Origin of the sequence: Psychromonas arctica DSM 14288, assembly GCF_000482725.1 — a bacterium.
GTDB classification, from domain to species: domain Bacteria; phylum Pseudomonadota; class Gammaproteobacteria; order Enterobacterales; family Psychromonadaceae; genus Psychromonas; species Psychromonas arctica.
Map to the genome: position 1 here is coordinate 8377 of NZ_KI519478.1, position 22803 is coordinate 31179.

Annotated in this window: 21 protein-coding genes, 1 tRNA gene and 1 other RNA gene; 9 read left to right on the plus strand and 14 right to left on the minus strand. The window is 37.0% G+C overall.

The features are described 5' to 3' along the window. Positions 1-305: 305 nt before the first annotated feature. From H592_RS0113505 to ftsY, 6 genes are all read right to left on the minus strand, one after another. Complete coding sequence (locus tag H592_RS0113505) at positions 306-1151, minus strand: prephenate dehydratase (RefSeq protein ID WP_028869230.1); 846 nt, start codon at positions 1149-1151, stop codon at positions 306-308. A 73-nt stretch (positions 1152-1224) separates the two neighbouring features. Further along, positions 1225-2073 carry an RNA polymerase sigma factor RpoH gene (gene rpoH, locus H592_RS0113510; protein WP_028869231.1) on the minus strand — a complete coding sequence of 283 codons (849 nt, stop codon included), beginning with the start codon at positions 2071-2073 and terminating at the stop codon, positions 1225-1227. 110 nt (positions 2074-2183) lie between these two features. Then, positions 2184-2507, minus strand: coding sequence for a hypothetical protein (locus tag H592_RS0113515; RefSeq protein ID WP_028869232.1), 324 nt, complete (start codon positions 2505-2507; stop codon positions 2184-2186). Between the two features lie 160 nt (positions 2508-2667). Next, entirely contained in the window at positions 2668-3657 is a 990-nt protein-coding gene (ftsX, locus tag H592_RS0113520; RefSeq protein WP_051369178.1) for a permease-like cell division protein FtsX, read from the minus strand. Then, on the minus strand, positions 3650-4330 hold the full coding sequence (gene ftsE, locus H592_RS0113525) for a cell division ATP-binding protein FtsE (protein ID WP_028869234.1): 681 nt from the start codon (positions 4328-4330) through the stop codon (positions 3650-3652). The genes ftsX and ftsE overlap by 8 nt, the downstream gene beginning before the upstream one ends. A gap of 13 nt (positions 4331-4343) precedes the next feature. Continuing rightward, the gene (gene ftsY / locus H592_RS0113530) at positions 4344-6116 is read right to left on the minus strand and encodes a signal recognition particle-docking protein FtsY (RefSeq protein WP_028869235.1); all 1773 of its coding nucleotides are present in this window, start codon (positions 6114-6116) and stop codon (positions 4344-4346) included. Between the two features lie 96 nt (positions 6117-6212). Here ftsY and rsmD point away from each other — a divergent pair, with 96 nt between their 5' ends. Continuing rightward, positions 6213-6818, plus strand: a complete 606-nt coding sequence (gene rsmD, locus H592_RS0113535) for a 16S rRNA (guanine(966)-N(2))-methyltransferase RsmD (RefSeq protein ID WP_028869236.1) — start codon at positions 6213-6215, stop codon at positions 6816-6818. A 3-nt stretch (positions 6819-6821) separates the two neighbouring features. Further along, positions 6822-7085, plus strand: a complete 264-nt coding sequence (locus H592_RS0113540; protein ID WP_028869237.1) for a DUF1145 domain-containing protein — start codon at positions 6822-6824, stop codon at positions 7083-7085. A 532-nt stretch (positions 7086-7617) separates the two neighbouring features. On the opposite strand, the gene H592_RS0113550 is transcribed toward H592_RS0113540, so the two are convergent. The 7 genes from H592_RS0113550 to H592_RS0113580 all read right to left on the minus strand — a co-directional run bounded on the left by H592_RS0113550 (position 7618) and on the right by H592_RS0113580 (position 14624). Then, a complete protein-coding gene (locus H592_RS0113550; RefSeq protein WP_028869238.1) occupies positions 7618-8577 on the minus strand; it encodes a KpsF/GutQ family sugar-phosphate isomerase in 960 nt (319 codons plus the stop codon). Between the two features lie 42 nt (positions 8578-8619). Beyond that, positions 8620-8696: transfer RNA gene (locus tag H592_RS0113555), tRNA-Pro, on the minus strand. 187 nt (positions 8697-8883) lie between these two features. After that, positions 8884-10080 carry an enoyl-ACP reductase FabV gene (gene fabV, locus H592_RS0113560; RefSeq protein ID WP_028869239.1) on the minus strand — a complete coding sequence of 399 codons (1197 nt, stop codon included), beginning with the start codon at positions 10078-10080 and terminating at the stop codon, positions 8884-8886. Positions 10081-10242: 162 nt separating this feature from the next. Beyond that, complete coding sequence (locus H592_RS0113565) at positions 10243-11463, minus strand: FAD-dependent monooxygenase (RefSeq protein WP_028869240.1); 1221 nt, start codon at positions 11461-11463, stop codon at positions 10243-10245. After that, entirely contained in the window at positions 11460-12752 is a 1293-nt protein-coding gene (gene ubiH / locus H592_RS0113570; protein ID WP_084296286.1) for a 2-octaprenyl-6-methoxyphenyl hydroxylase, read from the minus strand. Before ubiH ends, H592_RS0113565 begins: the two co-directional genes overlap by 4 nt. Continuing rightward, a complete protein-coding gene (pepP, locus tag H592_RS0113575; protein ID WP_028869242.1) occupies positions 12745-14043 on the minus strand; it encodes a Xaa-Pro aminopeptidase in 1299 nt (432 codons plus the stop codon). The genes ubiH and pepP overlap by 8 nt, the downstream gene beginning before the upstream one ends. A gap of 11 nt (positions 14044-14054) precedes the next feature. Further along, on the minus strand, positions 14055-14624 hold the full coding sequence (locus H592_RS0113580) for a UPF0149 family protein (protein ID WP_028869243.1): 570 nt from the start codon (positions 14622-14624) through the stop codon (positions 14055-14057). A 172-nt stretch (positions 14625-14796) separates the two neighbouring features. Between H592_RS0113580 and H592_RS0113585 the strand changes: the two genes are divergently transcribed. The 6 genes from H592_RS0113585 (at position 14797) to H592_RS0113605 (ending at position 21448) form a co-directional block, all read left to right on the plus strand. Then, positions 14797-15099, plus strand: a complete 303-nt coding sequence (locus H592_RS0113585; protein WP_028869244.1) for a cell division protein ZapA — start codon at positions 14797-14799, stop codon at positions 15097-15099. Positions 15100-15308: 209 nt separating this feature from the next. Next, positions 15309-15493, plus strand: a non-coding RNA gene (gene ssrS, locus H592_RS23695) — 6S RNA. 169 nt (positions 15494-15662) lie between these two features. Beyond that, positions 15663-16277, plus strand: a complete 615-nt coding sequence (locus H592_RS0113590) for a 5-formyltetrahydrofolate cyclo-ligase (RefSeq protein ID WP_028869245.1) — start codon at positions 15663-15665, stop codon at positions 16275-16277. 550 nt (positions 16278-16827) lie between these two features. After that, a complete protein-coding gene (gene rpiA / locus H592_RS0113595) occupies positions 16828-17484 on the plus strand; it encodes a ribose-5-phosphate isomerase RpiA (RefSeq protein WP_028869246.1) in 657 nt (218 codons plus the stop codon). A 200-nt stretch (positions 17485-17684) separates the two neighbouring features. Continuing rightward, the gene (serA, locus tag H592_RS0113600) at positions 17685-18914 is read left to right on the plus strand and encodes a phosphoglycerate dehydrogenase (RefSeq protein WP_028869247.1); all 1230 of its coding nucleotides are present in this window, start codon (positions 17685-17687) and stop codon (positions 18912-18914) included. Positions 18915-19369: 455 nt separating this feature from the next. After that, positions 19370-21448 (plus strand): methyl-accepting chemotaxis protein, encoded by a 2079-nt coding sequence (locus tag H592_RS0113605; RefSeq protein WP_245600430.1) that lies wholly within the window; start codon positions 19370-19372, stop codon positions 21446-21448. Between the two features lie 298 nt (positions 21449-21746). Here H592_RS0113605 and H592_RS0113610 read toward each other — a convergent pair whose 3' ends face one another. Next, positions 21747-22175: an organic hydroperoxide resistance protein gene (locus tag H592_RS0113610; RefSeq protein WP_028869249.1), complete on the minus strand. Its 429-nt coding sequence runs from the start codon at positions 22173-22175 to the stop codon at positions 21747-21749. Positions 22176-22301: 126 nt separating this feature from the next. Between H592_RS0113610 and H592_RS0113615 the strand changes: the two genes are divergently transcribed. Next, a complete protein-coding gene (locus H592_RS0113615) occupies positions 22302-22754 on the plus strand; it encodes a MarR family winged helix-turn-helix transcriptional regulator (protein ID WP_028869250.1) in 453 nt (150 codons plus the stop codon). Positions 22755-22803: the final 49 nt, after the last annotated feature.

Below are 22803 nucleotides of genomic sequence, written 5' to 3' on the forward strand. Positions count from 1 at the left end.
AGTTACTTATCAAGCTGTAAAAAGCAGGGAGTAAGTGGCTCTACTGCTTTAACGCTATTGTTGAATGGCATGCTACCTAATATTTTTATCCCTGCTGAGTAGTTACTAAATTATTACATTTAAAAACGATCGTTCAAACAATAACCAATTTTAAACCTAGTGTAAAATTTATTATTAATGATCAGTGATCATCAACCTACTCTTAGCGTTATTTTAATATTTATTATTTTTACAAAAATGTTAACGAGCTAATAACCGATAAAGTTGGGCAGTAACTTAGTGAATTGACAACTATTTGAATAGTTTTAATTGACAGCTTTGATATAAGAACCAATCACTGTTACTGCATATTGAGCTTGAATTTCAACTAACGCAGAGGCAATATGCTCTTCTTCTTGATGTCCATCTATATCAATAAAAAAGTGGTAGTTACCTATTTGTGAACGAGTAGGACGAGACATAATAGAGGTTAAATTTACTTTTTGCATTGCAAAAGCGCTGACAATACTACCTAAAACACCGGGGCAATCTTGTTTGTTATTAACAACTAAAGTGGTTTTATATTCTTTACCCAGGATCCGTGCTTGAGGTGTTTCAGAAAGCACTAAAAAACGTGTTTGATTATTAGCATAATTGGTCACATCATTATCAACGATGATTGCTTCAGTCGCATGTGATAAGGCATGTTGCGGAATAATTGCACCAGCCGATTTACCTTTTTGTTGCGCTAACACCAAGGATTCAATATTACTTTGAGTATTGTGTATTCTCACCCCTTCCAACCCATTGATGAATTCAGAGCATTGTCCATGAGCAACAAACTGAACATACAAATCACGTAGATCAGAGAACTGCTCACAAAATCCAACAAATGAGAATTGAATCGGCAATAACAGTTCAGAAATAACAAATAGTTTAGTATCCAATAATTGGTCTAAAACCACCTGCACATAACCTTCAGATAAATTTTCAATGGGTAAAACACCTAATTGACAGTCTTTACCGACGGCTTGAAAAGTTTGTGACAGCGTAGAATAATATTTAATATCCGCGCAGGGAACGGGATCTTTATCTTGAATAGCTTGAATATATTGCTTAGTAGCGAGATCTGAGAATGTATCTTTTGGGCCAAGTGTCGCGATAGTAAGCATAGAATACCGAGTTGTTCTTAGAGAGTAGAAATAAAAAGGTGAGCCTTAGCTCACCTAATAATATGCTAACTATTTAGAAGTCCATGTTAGTTTTTAATTTCTTAAGGGCATTCGCTTCTAACTGACGAACACGCTCCGCAGAAATATCATAACGCGCAGCTAAATCGTGTAAAGTGGCTTTTGGCTCGCTTAACCAACGAGAATTTAAAATATCTTGACTACGTGCATCTAACGTTGATAACGCTGAATACAATTTATTCTTTGTATGAGACTCAGTATTTTCTTGCTCAATTTGAGTTTCAACGCTTGCACTTTTATCTTCAAGATAGTGCATCGGTGCAAAGGTATTGTCATCATCGTCATTAACACTTAAATCAAATGACTGATCTTGAGCATTTAAACGTGACTCCATTTCAAGTACATCTTTAGTACTTACATTTAACTCTTCAGCAACCGCTTCTACTTCTTCTTTTTTGAACCAACCTAAACGTTTTTTAGATTTACGCAAATTGAAGAATAACTTTCGTTGTGCTTTTGTCGTTGCAATTTTTACAACACGCCAATTACGGATAACGTACTCATGAATTTCTGCTTTAATCCAATGCACAGCAAAAGAAACAAGACGTACCCCAACCGTTGGGTCAAAGCGTTTAACCGCTTTCATTAATCCTACATTACCTTCTTGAATTAGATCCGCTTGTGCTAAGCCGTAACCAGCATAACTTTTAGCAATGTAAGCAACAAATCGTAGATGCGACATAACTAATTTTTTTGCGGCTTCTAAATCACCTTTGTAATATAGACGCTCTGCTAACTCTTGCTCTTCTTCAGCACTTAGCTTAGCAAATGAGTTTACAGATTGAACATAGGCTCCAATACTTCCTTGAGGAACTAGACTCATTGAATTTATTGTATCACTCATGTTTCACCTTAATACTTGAAGTTTTAATAATAAGTGTTTCGATACTAACCAAACACTCTATATTATACAGTAGCAAATTGAAAATAAAATATTTTACTTGCCTAATAACCCTAACTGGCTATCAAAAAGTTGAAGTAACATTTTTTATCTAACTTGCGTTTTACATAACGGGATAACCAATATTGTCCGATACTATGATGTTGAAAAACATCTCGAAAATGTAATGAATTGATACGCATAATCTGACCTTCAAATAGATCAAAAGTTCCGTAAGCAATCAAGCGCCCATCAATACGAATAACAAGAATTTCTTTACAATCAGCAATCAAATCGATCAGCTTCATGCCTTTATGGAAGGCCATTTGCTCTTGAATGAGCACCTGACATGTCGGTGACGAAATGGGTAACAACTGAATATCAACATTTTTTTTCATAAAACACCTGAAATCAAATCCTCTAAGCAAACCCGTGAAGTAGATCACATATTACAGGCAAAACAAAAGAGATCAAGCAGTTAGTTTTTTATTTTTTTATAAAAAATTGGTGTTAATTTATTTCATAAGCGTCTTTAAACTACAACTATAATGATAAAAACTACTTCGGTTCAATTTTCACAAGATATTGTTTTACCGAGATAAATGAAGCAATAAAACCTAATACAGCACCAACAATAAGTAGTGTGATAGATTCATCAAAATTCAATGATATGATTTGAAATTGTGCCTGATAAAGGCCGGTTAAATTCATTACCCCTGACTCCAACCAAATAACCAGCACCCAAGAAAATAACCAAGCAATCACACCACCCAAAAATCCATACCAAGCTCCAATATATATATAAGGTAACTGGATAAAACTGTTGGTTGCTCCGACTAACTTTAAGACTTCTATTTCATCGCGCTGGTTAAGGATATTAAGCCGGATCGTATTACTAACAATTAATAACACAGATAATAATAATAATGTTGCAATGCCAATCACCATATCAACCACTAGATAGAAAATAGCCTGTAACTTTTCTATCCAATCAATATCAACACTCACCAAGTCAATATCTTGTTCTCGTTCAAGTTTAGCCACTAGCAATTTACTACCCGCGGTATTCATTGCAGATTTGACAGGGACAACCACCAATACTGCGGGTAATGGGTTTTCATCTAAATAACTTAATGCCTTTGAAAAACCAGACATCTCTTTAAACTCTAACAATGCTTGATGACGGGAAATATAAGTAACGGCTTCAATATCTTCATACAAACCTAACTTATTAATCAGTACTTGCACCCGTTCTTCAGAAATATTCTTTTTTAAAAAAAGGCTTACCTCAGAAGCGCTATCCCATTGCCCACTCACGCGTTCTACATTTTTATAAACCACATGAAAAACAGTGGGTAAAGATAATGCAACACCCAACACGAGAATTGTCATCAAGGTCGCAAACGGAGTTTTCCATAATTCAAAGAAACTATGAATAACCTGATGCACGTGCTGTACTAAAGTTGCCTTAACACGGCCAATAAAAGACACTTTATTAATTTTAGGAGAGCCAGATAGCTTTCTTTTTGCACCCATCTTATTACTCATTGCGTTCCCTTAATAAGCCGTCATTGATCATATCACCATCACGTAACGTGAGTGTACGGTAACGCATCTTAGCAATTAGTCCTAAATCATGTGTGGCAATTAACACGGACATACCAAATTGATTTAAAGATTCAAACAAGGTTAAAATTTCCAATGATAATTTAGGATCTAAATTACCCGTGGGTTCATCTGCTAATAATAAAGGAGGTTGATTAATAATAGCTCGGGCTATCCCTACTCGTTGTTGCTCGCCACCGGATAAATTGATAGGAAAGCTGCTTTCTTTCCCCGTTAATCCCACTTTATCTAAGGCGGCTAAACTACGTCGCTTAATTTCATAACGGCTATAACCTTCAATTAATAAAGGCAAACCAACATTTTCAAGTACGGTACGATTCATCAATAAACGATGATCTTGAAAGATCATACCAATATGACGGCGTAAATAGGGAATATCATTACCTTTGATATGACTGATATCATTACCATTTAAAACAATACGCCCAGTCGTAGGGCGTTCCATTAGACTCACCAGCTTTAATAAAGTGCTTTTACCAGAACCAGAGTGACCGGTAATAAAAGCCATTTCGCCTTGTTTTAAATGAAAGTCTACTTTATTTAAAGCGATTTGGTCATCGGCATAAATTTTGCTGACTTCTTCAAATAATATCATTGTCTATTTTACCTTATGACTCATCTTCTTTAGAGAAAAGAGCATCAATAAACTCTTTGGCGTTAAACTCTCTTAAATCATCAATCCCCTCTCCCACTCCGATATAACGGATAGGTAACTTAAATTGATCGGCAATAGAGAAAATAATCCCCCCTTTTGCAGTACCATCAAGCTTAGTAAAGGTAACACCTGTCAAACCTACCGCTTGGTTGAATAATTTAACTTGGCTAATCGCGTTCTGACCAGTACCCGCATCAATTGTTAACATAATTTCATGAGGGGCCGTTGGATCTTTTTTACGCATGATACGTACTACTTTCGCCAACTCGTCCATCAAGTGATCTTTATTTTGTAATCGGCCAGCTGTATCTGCAATTAATACATCGATACCCCGTGCTTGCGCGGCATCCATCGCATCAAACAAAACCGACGCACTATCTGCCCCCGTTTGCTGAGCAATAACAGGAATTTCATTACGCTCACCCCAAACTTGTAACTGCTCAACAGCGGCGGCACGGAACGTATCACCGGCAGCAAGCATTACTGATTTACCTTCATTTTGGAATTTTTTAGCTAATTTACCGATAGTAGTTGTTTTACCAACACCATTTACACCAACCATTAAAATAACATAAGGTTTTTTGGTCACATCAATCACTAAAGGTTTTTCAACTTCATGTAGTATGTCTGATAAGTCTTTTTTCAATAACTCATAAAGAACTTCTGCATCTTTTAACTGTTTGCGATTTGCATGCTCCGTTAAATTATCAATAATACGTAATGTTGTCTCAACGCCGATATCCGCGACAATAAGTTGCTCTTCTAGTTCTTCAAATAGCTCATCATCAATTTTTTTGCCTTTAAATAACGATAGTAAACCACTACCAATATTAAGCCGTGTTTTCTTTAAGCCTGCAGCAAAACGAGCAAAGAAACCTAATGTGTTTTTTTGTTTCTCTGCTTCAACTTCTTCTTCAGCAACTAACTTTGCCTCTATTTCAGCTTCTTGTACTGCCTCTTCATTTGCCTCACTTTCTACCTGTTGACGCGCTAACTCTGCATTTTTCTGTGCTTCTTGATATGCCAATCTTGCTTTAGCAGCCGCCTCTTGTTGAGCTACTATTTCAGCCTGACGTTGTGCTTCTTCCGCTGCCGCTTTTTCTCTTGCCTCAAGTTCAGCTTGCTTACGTGCTAATAGCTCTGCTCGTTTGACTGCTAACTCTCTTTCTAATAGCTCTGCTTGTTCTTTTTCTGCTCGCTCTTTTTCGGCTAGTTCAGCTTGATGTTTTTCAACTAGTTCAGCTTGACGCTTTGCTTCTTCGGCAGCAGCGATCTGTTGTGCTTCAAGCTCAGCTTGTTTGCGTGCTAATAGCTCTGCTTGCTCTTTTTCAGCTCGCTCTTTTTCAACTAGCTCGGCTTCTTCGGCAGCAGCGATCTCTTGTGCTTCAAGTTCAGCCTGTTTACGCGCCAATAGCTCTGCTTGCTGTTTTTCAGCACGCTCTTTTTCAACTAGCTCGGCTTGACGCTTTGCTTCTTCGGCAGCGGCGATCTCTTGTGCTTCAAGCTCAGCTTGTTTGCGCGCTAATAACTCTACTTGCTGTTTTTCTGCTAACTCTCTTTCTGCAAGTTCGGCTTGACGCTTTACCTCTTCAGCAGTGTCTTTTTCACTCGCTTCAAGTTCAGCTTGTTCACGCGCTAATAGCTCTGCTTGCTCTTTTTCTTCTTGCTCTGTTTTCTTAGCTGGTTTTTTTGAAAACCATGAAAACAATCCTTTCTTTATAGACATTGATTAAAAACCTTACTAACAACCTGTTTACCCTGCTAAAATAGCAATCGTATTGAAATGCTATATTAACACTATGCTTGCCGGACTAAAAATTATATGAGTAAAAATCATCGTACTTTAACCAAAGAAAACAATAGAAAATCAATGAGTGACGGATTTATCCGCTTAATCTCTGGTCAATGGCGAGGAAAAAAGCTTCCCGTTAAAGATAAACAAGGGTTGCGGCCGACAACAGATCGCACAAAAGAGACTCTTTTCAATTGGTTAATGCATGATATTCGAGATGCAAATTGTTTAGATTGTTTTAGTGGAAGTGGAAGTTTAGGTTTCGAAGCGTTATCTCGTTATTGTCAATTTTGTACTTTCTTAGAGCTTGATAAACAAGTCGCTAAGCAGTTACAAATTAACTTAACCTCCTTAAACGTAGAAAATGCGCAAATTATTCAAGGCGACTCCCTAAAATACCTTAACCAAACCGCGACTCAAGACTACGATGTGGTTTTTATCGATCCGCCATTTAATCTAGGCTTAGCTCAACCTTGTATAGAACAATTAGAAGCAAATGGATATTTAGCCAATGGATGTCTTATTTATCTGGAAGTTGAAAACAGCTTAAACACGCTTCAAATCCCTAATAACTGGCAACTATTGAAAGAAAAAACATCAGGCCAAGTTCGTTATCAATTATTTTCAAGAGGTTAAACAATGACTTATTTTATTCCCTTTGCAAAATTTTTAATGATCATTATTTGGACCTTGTTGCTTGCTAATTTATTTTTCCCATTCCCTGGAAAAGCTGCAATGGCCTTTTACTTTTTATTAGCTTTTGTGATTGTCATGCATGCGATCCAATTGTTAGTTATTTATGGGGCATTTGCTGAAAAGCTAAAATTAACCAAAAAAGAAGCTTTTGAAATTTTCTTTTTTGGTGTATTCAAAATGTGGCAATTAAAGTCACGTCTTATATAAACACATTTACTATCACCACACTTTTTTTAATATTACCCAATAAAAAAGGGAGAGCATTATAAATGCCCTCCCTTTTTGTCGTCTTCATTTCATTCCATTGAGATTGACCGCATCCCTGTGGCTCCATGACAATGCTTTTCCAAGCTGATCCCCTTGCCAATCCTTTGGCGGTTCCTTATCCTTGTAAACAGTTCCACTGCATCAATGCTACTTCCTTTACTTGTTAATGAGTATAAGAAATTATTAACAATAAGTGACTGCATGAAATAATAAATAGTTTCTAAACACTAAAAAAACACATACAAATTGTTAAAAAGTCTAGTATTCAGACTGTTAAATTAAATTGATGAGATATGGAGAGAGATTTCTTTTTTAAATAAAGCAAATAACAGTATCAAGGATGGTTGATCTCTTAGGGTAAGTTTATCTCTGTGTAGAATAAGCCGCAGCCAATAATAAAAAAGTCACCGTAGTGACTTTTAATGATGCATATTTTAATAGGTTTAGCTTTTTGCATAGAGAATATCTTTGGTTATTGACCCCACTCGATAATGCCATCTACTTTTTTACCATCTTCACTCACCACTAACCATTTTATATGCTTTTCGCGCATTAATTCTTCAGCTTCAGTTAAACGCGCAGAGGCAGAAATTAAACGTGGCGTAGGGTTCATTAAATGTTCAGCTTGGCTATCAACAATACTTTCGCCAGCAATTAAGAAACGACGAACATCACCATCGGTGATAACCCCCTGTAAATTACCATCTTCTAACACCAAAGCTAAACCGGTACGCGTTTCAGTCATCACCATTAACACATCCGTCACCGACGTATCAGCGCTTACAACAGGCAAGTTTTCACTGCGCATCTCATCGCGAACAAAAGTTAATAAACGTTTACCTAAGCTACCACCAGGATGAAAGCGAGCAAAATCCATTGGACTAAAGTCTTTTTCTAACGTTAAAGTGTTCGCAAGTGCGTCGCCAATCACTAAGGTCAAGGTAGTAGAAGTGCTTGGTGCGAGGTTATTGGGACAGGTTTCTTTTTCTACGCTCGCATCGAGTACAACATGAGAATTTTTAGCAAGTGTCGACGTTGTACCACCGGTAATTGAAATTATTTTATTACCAAAATGTTGCAGCGATGGAATTATTTTTAGTATCTCATCTGTTTCGCCACTATATGAAATTAATAATAATACATCTTCTTTTGTTACCATGCCTAAATCACCGTGAAAAGCTTCACCTGGATGCATAAAAAAAGAAGGCGTTCCAACAGAGGCAAGTGTAGCGGCTATTTTAGTACCGATATGCCCTGATTTTCCCATTCCAGAAACAATCACACGTCCAGTACAGTTTTTCATTAAAGCCAACGCTTGAAGATACGCTTCGCCAACATGTTTACTATGTGTAGTAATTGCCGCACTTTGTACTTCAAATACGTTTTTGAGTTCTTTTAATAATTGAGACTCTGGCAATGCAAAACGGGACATGAAAATTCCTTAGTGTAGGAGGAAAAATAATAAATGAAGAAATGGTCGGTATGGGAGGATTCGAACCTCCGACCCCTGACACCCCATGCCAGTGCGCTACCAAACTGCGCTACATACCGATTTGTGTAAGTCTAATTATTTATCATGAAGTTGCAACAAAAAAAGCAAGTCTAAGCGTAAACAATAAAGAAAAAGTAACGTAATTGAAACGAATTGACATATTGTGACAAAAATTGAGTCAAAAAAATACCCGCACTCGGCGGGTATAGTAGATCACTTAAATATACTCATTCAAATGAATAGAAATTATAAACAATCAAACTCAACTAAAGGTTCAACTTCAGCATCATAATCAACACCATCAATACCAAAACCAAATAATTGTAAAAATTCATCTTTATAATCTTGGTAATCTGTTAGTTCAAACAGATTTTCAGTTGTGATTTGAGGCCATAGTTCTGTACAAGCTTGTTGAACATCATCACGCAATTCCCAATCATCAAGGCGTAAACGACGAGCTTCATCCGTTGTAGGCGCTGAACCATCAGCTTTGAATAATTGCGTAGTAAATAGACGGTGAATCTGTTCCATACAACCTTCGTGTAAACCTTTTTCTTTCATGATTCTAAAGACCATTGAAAGGTACAGAGGCATAACAGGGATAGCCGAACTTGCTTGTGTCACAACACTTTTTTGTACTGAAACATAAGCTTCACCGCCTAAAGAGGCTAATTGAGCTTGGATAGCAGTAGAAGCACGATCTAAATCTAATTTCGCTTTACCTAATGCGCCATTCCAGTAGATAGGCCATGTTAATTCAGTGCCAATGTAAGAATAAGCAACGGTTTTAACACCTTCAGCTAACACACCCGCATCGGCTAGTGCATTGATCCAAAGTTCCCAGTCTTGTCCACCCATGACAGTCACTGTATTCGCAACTTCTTCTTCAGTTGCAGGCTCTACTGATGCTTCAATGATCACGTCTTTGTTAGTATCAATAGCAGTTGAAGTGTAAGTTTCACCAATTGGTTTTAAGCTTGAACGAATCACTTCACCAGTATCTGGTAACTTGCGTACAGGCGCAGCAACAGAATAGATGATTGCATCAATTTGACCTAAATCAGCTTTGATTGTATCGATAACAAGTTGCTTTGTTTCGTTCGAAAATGCATCGCCATTAACGCTTTTAGCATATAGACCATCTTCTTTAGCTTGTTTTTCAAACGCAGCACTATTATACCAACCTGCTGAACCCGCTTTACGATCGGTTGCTGGTTTTTCAAAAAACACACCGATTGTTGAAGCATCACTTCCGTATGCAGCAGCAATACGAGATGACATGCCGTAACCTGCAGAAGAACCAATCACTAATACACGTTTAGGGCCTTTTTCAATTTTGCCTTGCTTTTTAGTGTATTCAATTTGTGCTTGAATGTTTTTTTCACAACCCGTTGGATGAGTAGTTGTACAAATAAAGCCACGAATCTTAGGTTTAATGATCATATTTTTTCGCTCTTATGGTATTTGAAACCTTTAATGAGAGTATTAACGATAGAAAATCACTGCACTCGCATTAAAGGCGTAAGTAAAATTATCGCTAATATACCTGTTCTCTGATGAAATGCCAAAAACAACAAGTATTGTTACCGATCTACTGATGCTAATTTATTCAACCGTTGACATTGGCAAACATAAAGTAGGTTTATTACCGCCTAGTCCCATTGCCTGTCTAATAAACTGCTTTTTTAGTGGACTGATAGTATCAGCCATTAACAGAGCAACATCTCTTAAAACTTTTTGTACAGGATTTTCCCCATTAAATAATTGTTTTAATAGCTCCATCGACGCAATCATTTCTGTTGCTTCGGTTTTACGCCAGCGCTCAAAGTGACGTAAATTACTGTACAAACCAATATCATTACCTAATGTCACATTTTTTAATATTTCTTGCCCTAAACAAGCTGCATCCAATAAACCTAAATTTACACCTTGGCCAGCTAACGGATGAATGGTGTGTGCAGCATCACCAATTAGTGCAACACGATGTTTCGCAAAGTCTCTCGCATAGCGCATACTTAAAGGTATGCTTTGACGTTGCCCCTGTACTTCACAGGGACCTAGGCGATTGTCAAAGGTGCGACTTAGATGCTGGTTAAAAGTTTGATCATCTAAAGCCAGTAAAGCTTGTGCTTTTTCAGGCGGCAACGACCACACAATAGAACTAAGGTGCTGCTGGTATAAAGGCAAAAAGGCTAGCGGCCCTTGCGGGGTAAATATTTGGCGAGCACAGGCTTGGTGATTTTCAACGGTTTTTATCGTAGCAACAATTGCATGATGCTCATAATCCCATTGTGTTAAGGGAATATTAAGTTGCGATCTTACCCATGAATTAGCACCATCGGCAGCCACCACTAACTTCGATGTCAGTTGTTTGCCGCTGTGTAATGTTAACCAAACTTCACCTTCTCCGATGGCCATACTTTGAAGTGAGTCGGGACAGAAAAAAGTTACATTTTGCTGTTGTTGCACACTATGATGTAAAGCTTGCTGTAAATTTTTATTTTCAACAATGTATCCTAAGTCTTTTTGGTCTACTTGTTTGGCATCAAAATCAATTTTACCAAAGCTATCTTTTTCCCACACCTGCATCGTATGATACGGTGTAATACGTTGCGCTTTTAGTAATGGCCAAATACCTAAATTATCAAACAGGGTTTTGCTAGCAAAGCTAATCGCACTGACCCTACTTTCTGGTGTATCACTTAACGCCACTGTTTCATTAGCTTCAATGATAGCAATAGATAAATGGCTTTTAGCTAAACATTTGGCTAATGTTAATCCGACCATTCCGCCACCAACAATAGTGACATCATAAGACTGCATCATGACAAGTTCTCACTGTTAAATAAATCAAACTGGCCTTTGGCTTGTTCGATAATGGGTTGTGATAAAAATGGAAAACAGCTCATTGCTTGTAAACCAATATTACGAGGAATGCTCAATAATGGATATTGGTTACTGAATATTCTCACTAAACTATCCGTCATCAAAATAGTGCGATGATGATCTTTAGCACGACATTGCCAATAAGTATTTAACATTGAAAACGAGCCAATATGCTCTACTTCTGATTGTGTGACCACTTTAGCTAGAACAAATAGGTCACGTAATCCCAAATTGAAGCCTTGGCCTGCAACGGGGTGTAAACTATGCGCCGCATTACCAACACATAAAACACGATGCGCAATCGGTTTAGTTGTTTTTACTAAGCTTAACGGATAAATATCTCGCTTTCCTGTTTCTTCAAATATACCGGCACGAAAACCGAACTGTTGCTGTAATTGAGCAAGAAATAAGTGATCCGGTAATTCTGCAATTTGTGCTGCTTGCTGATGCTCAACGCAATACACTAATGAATAGCGATCTGCCGTTAACGGTAATAAAGCAATAGGACCGCTTTTACAAAATCGCTCGTAGGCAATATTTTGATGTGGTTTAGAGCAACGAACATTGCAGATGATAGCACTACGGTCATAGTTATAGCGCTCTGTATCTATTTTAGCTAGCTCCCTGACTTGGCTTTCACTACCATCGGCGCCCACACATAATTTTGCCTCAATACACTGACCATCACTGAGTTCACAACTAATTGCATCAATACCTTGCTGAAAATGTTTGAGTTTCACATTGTACCGTGTCGTTAACGATGGAAAAGCGCCTAATGCTCTTGCTAGTACTTTCCCAACATGTCGTAACTCAACAACATAGCCAAAAGTTTCACCTTTATTATTTGGCATTAAGCCTAAGGCTCCAAAGTAGCCTTTATCTGAGACTTGAATTTTATCGATAGCTTGCGCATTAATTTCAATCTCAGACCATAGTGCTAACGAGTCTAAAATATCAACCGATCCAGCATTTAAGGCAATACAACGCGCATCGAAGCTAGGATTACGTTGCTTATCAGATACCGTTTTATTAGCTAGAGACTGATTTTTTTCAACACGCTGTGCGTTTTCATCTAGCAATAACACTTTAAGCTGAGCATTTTGTTTCAACAAAGATAACGCTAATAATGAGCCAGATAGACCAGCCCCTACAATAACAATGTCATAACTCACGTTATCACATCGGTCATCCGAGAGTGTGTCAATCTGGGTAATGTTGTTTTTAACCATGCATCAATGCTTCAATATCTTGGATGCTTTTTGGTACTGCTGAAGTCAAAATTTCGCATCCAGTGTCAGTAACAATCACATCATCTTCAATACGAACACCGATACCTTTCCAATGGTCTTCAACATTTGCATCATTACTAATATAAAGCCCAGGTTCAATGGTGATCGCCATGCCTTTTTCTAATAAGCGCGGTGTTTCGATACTGCCAGAGTCCCCGACATCGTGTACATCTAAACCAATAAAGTGCCCTAAACCATGCATATAAAAATCTTTATGTTTATCTTCCTGAATCAGGGTTTCCAGCTCACCTTGTAAAATGCCCAATGCCAGTAAACCTTCACACATTTTACGCACAACTAACTTATTGATCGCTAAAACACTAATATTCGGCTTTACTTGCTCAAGTGCAAATAGCTGACAATCTAAGACTAGTTGGTAAATCGCCGCTTGCTCTTCAGTAAAGCGACCATTAACAGGAAAAGTACGTGTAATATCGCCAGCATAACCTTGATATTCAGCACCCGCATCAATCAGCACTAAATCACCATCCTTTAGTTGCTTATCATTTTCGGTGTAATGCAAAATACAGGCATTATTACCACCAGCAACAATACTGTTATAGGCAACATCACGTGTCCCCTGCCTTGCGAATTCATATTCAACTTCTAGCTGTAATTGGAATTCCCACATACCCGGTTTACACTGTTGCATAGCACGTACGTGGCCTAGCGCAGAGATTTCTCCTGCTTTACGCATTAAATCCTTTTCAGCATCACTTTTGAATAAGCGCATTTCATGTAACTGCGGTTGCCAATTTAAAAACTGATTGGTTGCAATTAAACCACTGCGCGTTTTATTGCGTAATTTATTGAGAATGGTTTGTAAGCGTGTATCTAAACTTAAACCACTTAATACTGGATAATATACTGTCTCGATGCCGGCCAGTAAATCTGCTAGAACGACTTCTAACTCATCAATAGCAAAGGCTTGATCCATCGATAATTCAGTAACGGCTGCTGCTTGACCTAATCGATAACCATGCCAGATTTCAGCCGTTTTATCTTTTCTACGGTTAAATAACACACTGCTAATTAGCCCTTTTCTTTTGATCAATAACAGGCATGCTTCCGGTTCATTAAATCCAGTCAGGTAATAAAAATCACTATTTTGACGAAAACGAAATTCGGTATCGTTACTTCGAATCAATTCTTCATTAGCAGGAAAAATAGCCATGCTATTGTCTAGCATACTATTAGAGAATAAATGTCGGCGAGTGTTAAATTCAGTCATGTGTTCTCAACTTAGTGAAGGGTATTAGAAATAGGAGTTGCCATGTTACGGGAAAAAGTATTAAAACATAACATAGCGCTAACGCGAAGGTACTCAACAATTTCGGCAAAAGCAATTTCAGATTCTTCATCTTCTTGTTCAAAATCTAAAGATAATTGTGAGATATCACGAATATCTCGAATTACTTCTTGTACATCTTCCGATGCTTGATTTAATGCTTGTTGCACCATTCCAAAACCGACTAAAAAACCCTGAGCCCATTGCGCCATCGCTTCAGCTCTTTCATCTAGAGGTTTTTCATCATCAGGCAATAATAAGTTAAAGCCTAAACCGTCGTCTGCACATTGTTTCACCACCTCCGAATAAATATCAGCAACAAGCTTTTTTATTGGCTGTGGTAACGCCATTCCCTCATTAACAACATCATTAAATAATGGTTGCCAACTTTTATCATCAAGTGCAATACCACCACAAACAAAGCCAGATAAGACCCCGTGCGTTTCGGCAGCATTGGTGAATAACTCAGCACCTTCAAGGGCTTGCGAAATTTTGTCAAAACTTGGTAGTACAGCTGAATTCATAAGGACACTCTTAATCAATAAAAGATAATAGCTATATTCTATCATCCACTGGATCTCGTCGCCACTAAGTACTTGAAACTTGATAGCTAGGTCGATATAGTTCGCCCATTATATGATATTTTTTTAGGGAGGTTCACTGTTCCCTTAATTTGCAACACTAACGGGGGCTTTTATGGCACATCTTGATATTACTATTTTAGGCCAACAATACAAAATCAGCTGTCCAGAAGGTGAGCAAGAAAGTTTATTAGGCTCTGTTGAACAAGTTAATGAACATTTAAAAGAGATGAGAACCTCTTCACGAACATTAAGAAGCGATCAATTGGTTGTAATGGCAGCATTAAATTACCGCCATCAACTGAATACATTAAAAGAAGAAAATCAAGCACAGACTGAACAATTAAATAAACGTATTCAACAACTACAAGATGCTATTAATGGTGCATTAGATAACACCACTCTATTAAAAGACTAACATTACAGTTTTAAAAAAACATTTTATTTTCTGCTTTATTTAGCGAACAACTTTATATTTTTTCATCCCTTTAATATTGCTAATTGAAACCACTAACACTGCCTTTGATTAATTTTATCTATACGATTAAAAATTCAGCATTCAATGCAAAAGTTCTTATTTTTTGCCAAAAACCCTTTTAAAAACGATTAAATGTATGTACAGTTTATTTAACCCTCGGGTACCCGTTAATCTTGACTAAGTCCCTGAGCCGATAAGCATTACCCTGGTGAATTTGTTTGGATACTATTGTGTAAGCTCGACTTGTATCGAGAAACCTGCGGTAGACACGAGTACACCAACCTTGACCTTCGGGTTCAAGGTCACAGTCAAAAGCGGTATCCTTGGGTTAACTTCAATTCTTTATTATCATTTATGTTTGATCCCGGTATATCTTTCTCCTGTCATTAATCAGTTTAGTTTCAAACACTCCTTTGCTTCTCTTATTTTGTTTACTGCTAATTTTGAGTTAATCTTAATATATACTTTTAAAACTCTCGTTATCACTAAGCAGAAATAAAATAATGACTAATACTATTTCTACACAACGTAATACCATTCGACAACAAGTACGAAGCGCACGTAAAGCGTTGTCCCGCAATGAGCAACAACAAGCGTCTTGTCGATTGTTACAAACCTTAAAACAACACCCTAAAGTGCAACAAGCACAACATGTATCAGTGACTTTAGCCTATGACGGTGAAATAGATCTCAGTCCTTTTATTGATTGGTGCTGGCAACAACAAAAACAAGTGTATCTACCTGTTGTGCATCCAACTAAAACGGGGCAATTATTATTTCTCGCGTATCAAAAAAATACTGAAATGATCATCAACCGTTATGGGATTGCCGAACCTAAATTAACACATGCAACAAAAAACATTAAACAGACCTGTCCTGCAGATGCCTTAGATTTGGTGTTAACCCCGTTAGTCGCCTTTGATCAACAAGGTAACAGAATAGGTATGGGAGGAGGTTATTACGACAGGTTATTAGCGCCTTGGTTTACTCAAAGAACCGGCCCCTACCCTATTGGCTTAGCGCATGATTGCCAATATATAAATGCCCTACCGATTCAAGAGTGGGATGTCCCTTTGCCAGAGGTGATCACACCGAGTCAACACTTCTACTTTGAATAATCCAAAGAACTTCACAACGTTCAAGTTTCATCTCCCAATGACCAGCAACTTTTCTAGGCAAGGCAAAGTTTATATAGCCTGAGTTTATGAAGTGTTGTTAGGGAATGTCATATTCCACATAACAGGGCAACAATACAGTATTTAAAGTTCACGGATGTTCTTAACCATAAGACGCCATGCACTTTGTTGAAAAATGCGCTAATGCCAACTCCATTAATTATGTGATCAAATATTGCACAGAAACAATGAGTTAATTTAAGGCAGAAATTGTGACAAACGGTTCTTCCCTTTAAAAAATTTCTAACGCAGAAGTGATGCATTTTAACCAGCAAGGTTGATCAGCTATTTCGTGGAATCGGAATTATATCACTAGGCCATATTATGCCAGCCCCTATCAAAAACTCCTTGTGATGAATAAAATTTAAACAACAAAGATCAACACCTCTTAAGTATTTAACGATTTTTCATAAATTTAGCTTAAATTAAAAGCACGGTTAAGGGTATAATCGCGCCACTTTAACGACATTGCTCACTCAATAGGATACAAGTCATGACTCAAGACGAGAAGAAAAAAGCTGCCGCTTATGCTGCCTTAGAATACGTAGAAAAAGATACCATTATTGGTGTTGGTACAGGTTCAACGGTTAATCATTTTATCGATGCATTAGCGACCATAAAAAATGACATCGTAGGTGCGGTCTCAAGCTCAGATGCATCAACGGCTAAGTTAAAAGGTTACGGCATTGAAGTTTTTGATTTGAATGAAGTGTCTGAGTTAAGTGTCTATGTTGACGGTGCCGATGAAATTAATGCCTACAATCACATGATCAAAGGTGGCGGTGCAGCATTAACTCGTGAAAAAATTGTCTCAGCTGTTGCTAAAAAGTTTATTTGTATTGTTGATGATACTAAAAATGTTGATATTTTAGGTGCTTTCCCACTACCAGTTGAAGTGATTCCGATGGCTCGTAGCTATGTAGCCCGTGAGTTAGTTAAATTAGGCGGAGATCCTGTATACCGTGAAGGCGTGGTCACTGATAACGGTAACGTTATTCTAGATGTACATAATCTTAAAATTGCTGAACCATTAAAATTAGAAAATCAAATTAACTCAATCGTTGGTGTAGTGACAAATGGTTTATTTGCAAACCGCGCAGCTAATGTTGTTTTAGTGGGCGCAGAAGATGGTGTTAAAACTCTAAAATAGTTAAATATATTGCTCTCTTTTGCTGAAAAATCAAAACAGAGAGCAGTAATGATCTAAATAGTAATAAGTTGTTTCAATTTTTCATATACGAAATAACAGTCTCAGATTCACAATTACAACTATTTTTGCTATTTTACGAACACTAAAATTATTCTTTATATTGCTGTTCCACATACCTCCATAAGGCCCAAGGAAATACAATGACCAAGTTTTCACTCAACAAAGATAAAATTAAAATTCTTCTTCTAGAAGGTTTACACCAAAGTTCAGTTGATACTTTTACTCAAGCTGGTTACAACAACATCGAAAGTATTAAAACGTCATTAAGTGAAGAAGACTTAATCGAGAAAATTAAAGATGCACATTTTATCGGGATTCGTTCTCGCTCTAACCTATCTGCAAAAGTATTAGACGCAGCAGAAAAATTAGTCGCGATTGGTTGTTTTTGTATTGGTACAAACCAAGTTGATTTAGACGCCGCACAAGCAAAAGGAATCGCAGTTTTTAATGCACCTTTCTCAAACACTCGCAGTGTAGCTGAGTTAGTACTTGGACAAGCTTTATTATTATTACGTGGCGTACCTGAGCGTAATGCTAAAGCGCACCGCGGTGAATGGGATAAATCAGCAACGGCTTCATACGAAGCGCGTGGCAAAAACTTAGGTATCATTGGTTACGGCCATATCGGTACACAGTTTGGTATTCTTGCAGAAGGCCTAGGCTTTAACGTTTCTTTCTATGATATTGAAAGTAAACTAACATTAGGAAATGCAACTCAAGTTGCTACTTTAAAAGAGCTATTAGAAAAATCTGATGTTATTAGCTTGCATGTACCTGAAGTTGATTCAACTAAAAACATGATGGGTGCAAATGAATTTGCTCAAATGAAAGATGGCGCCATATTTATGAATGCAGCACGAGGCACTGTGGTTGATATTCCTGCTTTATGTGATGCATTACGTAGCAAAAAATTATCGGGTGCAGCAGTGGATGTATTCCCTACAGAGCCAAAATCAAACAATGAAGAATTTGAATCTCCATTGCGTGAATTTGATAATGTTATTTTAACTCCGCATGTTGGTGGCAGCACACAAGAGGCACAAGAAAACATTGGCTACGAAGTAGCAGGTAAATTAGTGAAGTACTCTGATAACGGTTCTACACTGTCATCTAAAAACTTCCCTGAAGTATCTTTACCGCTTCATAAAGATGCAAGTCGTCTGTTACACATTCACCGTAACCAACCAGGTATTCTAACTAAGATCAACTTGGCATTTGCTGACAACAATATCAACATTGCGGCGCAGTACCTACAAACAAATGAAAATATTGGTTATGTTGTTATTGATGTAAACAGTGAAGATGCAGATATTGCCTTAGATAAGCTAAAAGAGATTAAAGGTACTATTAGAGCGCGTTTATTAAAGTAATAACGCCATCAAAAACTAAAATAGGACTCATTGAGTCCTATTTTTTTGTCTTATTTTCATATAATTAATTTCGCTAAAAAGCTGATCATTCTTGCTGGTTAAAATACATCACTACTGCGTTATAAATTTTACAAAGGAAGCAACCATGTGACGCAATTTCAGCCTTAAATTGATGTATGGTTTCTTGTCAAGAATTGATCATATATTTAATGATATTGGTATAAACCCTATTTATGAGCCCCCTATTTCTAATAGTTAAGCTCATTACACTCTTATGAGTTAAAGCGATCTATTAGCATCTCGTTATAATCCCTCTAAATTTTTAATCAAGATTGCCAATATATACCACTTTATTGATATACAACAATAAAGTGATAGTCAAGCCACGCAAACATTAATTTCCTATCTATAGTTAATTAACTTTAACTTTAACTAAAAGATCCTAGGAAATGCCAATGGCCATTAAATTTACTATCAAAGCAAAACTGGTTACCACATTGTGTGTACCGCTACTCATCATGGCTTCCTTTTTTATATATTCACTAATAGAAACTGAAAATGTTGTACTTGAAAAAGAAAAAGAAAATGTTCAAGTACAACTAGCTGAAATGCTTGATCAAAACCTCAGAGGCCAAGTTGATACCATCGCCTTCGCCATTTCAGATTATTATGAATCTTCTAAAATTGAAAATATAAAGAAAAACTTGGCAACTGAAATGTCTGACTTTAAGGCTACAGTGACAAATATATATGAAAATAGCACTTCATACAGAGAAGCAGAAATGAGTGTTTATGCTTTTCTACAGCAGCATCGTTGGAATAATGGACGCTATTTTTTTGCCTATGAAGCAACCTCATTTATCAATAAAGCTTATGGTAGCGATGTTACACAGATTGAAGACAATGGTTACGACAAAGTCGATGCTAACGGTAAGTTTTTTGTAAGAGATGTTATTGCTGCAGCGCAAAAAGAAGATATAGGGTTTAGTGAGTACTCCTTTTTAAACCCTACCACACAAACCATCGAGGAGAAAATTACAGCTTCATTTTATTTCAAGCCATTGAATTTAGTGGTTGCCAGTGGCGAATACGTTAGCACATTGAGAAAAGATAATATTGAGGCAGCTATAAATGCAGTTACCGTGGCTAAATATGGTCTTAATGGCTATTTTTGGATCCAAGATGAGGAGGGAACCTTTATTGCTCATCCAAAAACAGAACTCATTGGCACTAAAATCGACAATACAAAATTGATAGCCAAACACATTCAAGGAAAACAAGAGTCAACGGTTGACATCGTTTATGAAAACCCGGTCACCAAAAAAAGTGAAAATAAAATAGCTTATAGCCGAAAAATATTTCCTGAATGGGGCTGGATACTCTCCACTGGAGCTTACGAGAATGATATTATTACCATTCAAGACAACTTAACAGACGCCACTAAGCAAATTTTTGATGACGAAATAGGGTCAATGATCACTTCTTCAGCAGTATTAATCATAATATCGCTCATGCTCATTATTTGGATCATTACAGCCATTGTTAAAAACCTATACACGTTAAAAGAACGTATAGATACTTTATCTACTGGCGAAGCTGACTTAACATCACGCCTCACTATTACTAATGATGATGAATTAGGTGATATTAGTCATTCAGTGAACAACTTTATTATGTACTTACAATCAATGATGCTTGATATTTCGCAAGCGTCGGCGCATATAACTACTAGCACAGAACAACTTAATCAACAATCTATGCAAGCGAATAGTGCTTTGATTGCACATGCGAGCGAAACAGAGCAAGTTGTTAGTGCAATAACAGAAATGAGCAGTACATCTGAAACGGTAGCTCAAAATGCAGCGGAGACTGCGTTTAATACACAAAAAGCTAATGATGAAGCTGTTTTGTCAAAAACGGTTGTGAGTGAGGCATCGAACAGCGTTTTAGCGTTAATAGATGAAGTCGATTCGGCATCCGCAAGTATTAATACCATGAGTAATAATACGCAAGAAATTATTAAAGCACTGAGTGTGATTGGTGATATAGCAGACCAAACTAATTTATTAGCATTAAATGCGGCAATAGAAGCCGCGCGAGCAGGCGAACAAGGTAGAGGCTTTTCTGTGGTAGCAGATGAAGTGCGTTCACTTGCTGCGCGTACACAAACCAGTACGGCAGAAATTAATCAAATATTAAACACCTTAAGTAGTGATGCGAACAACGCAGTATCGACAATGGATGCCACAAGAACAAGCTGTCAACTTGCTGCTGAAAACACCGCTCGAGTTACCGATAGCTTGGATAATATGACTAACTTTATTATTCAAATTAACGATCTAAGTACGCAGATTGCAACAGCATCTGAAGAGCAAAGTAGTGTCACCGAAGAGGTGAGTCGAAATATGACCAACATAAATGAAATGGTACAAGAGCTAACTAAAAATGGTCAAGCAACAGTGGATAGTACACAAACGCTGGCATCTGCTAATACACAATTAGATGCATTGGTGAAAAAGTTTAAATTACAATAACGGTAATAATCATCTTAATCTCAATATTTGATTAAGATGATTTAAATTCTGCTGTTAATTCAATACTTATGACTTTTTACTATGCAATAACAAAAAGAAGAATAAAAATAGAAAGTATTTTGATCCGCAACGTGATTGTATAACTTATCACTGAGTTTTTATTTTTTATTAGACTGAGAGAGTTGTAATAACAAGACATTACAACTCTCTTTTTATGATAGCTATTTAGCTTTAGTATTTTACTTACCCGTACAATATTGAGTTCACTAATTACTGAACCAATGTCATTTAAATAGATTTAAATTACCGTCAGCTCTTTAGCAATATTACCACGTGTTGCATTTGAATATGGGCAAACTAAATCAGCTTTTTCGACTAAAGCCTGTGCCTGTGCTTTATCCATATCACCCAGTGATACAACAAGTTTAACAGCTATCCCAAAACCACCTTCAATTGGTCCGATAGCAACTTCAGAGTTAATGTAGATATCATTTGAAAGTTTTACTTTTTCAGATGCTGCAACATGCTTAAGAGCACCGATAAAACAGGCAGCATAACCTGCTGCAAATAATTGCTCAGGATTAGTACCCTGTCCGTCATCGCCACCTAAGTTTTTAGGTGTTGATAATTTAATATCTAGACGCGCATCATCTGATTTAGCGATACCTTCACGGCCACCAGTTGCTGTTGCTTTAGCTGTGTAAGCGATTTCTTGTAATACATTCATAGTAAACTCCAAAAGTTATATCAAAAAAATATTTTATTTTGCATGCAAAATAATAATAACGGAGGTAAATAACAATTGCAAATACTTTGCGTGCAAATTAAAATCATAAAAAAGCAAGGAGTGACAATGCCATTTGAACAATTAAAGCTAAAAAATCAGTTATGCCACCGTTTATACATGGCTTCAAACAGTATTGCTCGATCCTATAGAGCCCCATTAGCTGAAATAAACTTAACCTACCCTCAGTATGTAGTGATGATGGCCTTATGGGAAAAGGATAAGATAACTATTGCAGAACTCATTGAGAAAACAGCAATTGATGGCAGTGCTTTGACGCAAATTTTAAAGAAAATGACAGATAAAAAACTACTTGCAGTGATTAAGGGTGAACAAGACAAACGTAAGCGTCACATCCAACTTACTAATGATGGACAAGCATTAAAACTAAAAGCAGCACATATTCCAACCGAAATTCGCTGTAAGTTTGATAGTATCGATGCAACTCACTCATTACAACTAATGCAAGCTTTAGACTTAGTCATTAACGATTTAAAATCAGATAATAAATATGAAGCATAGGGAGTATTAAAAGTACTAAGTAGATAGTTAAAGTAAATGGTTAAGTAGA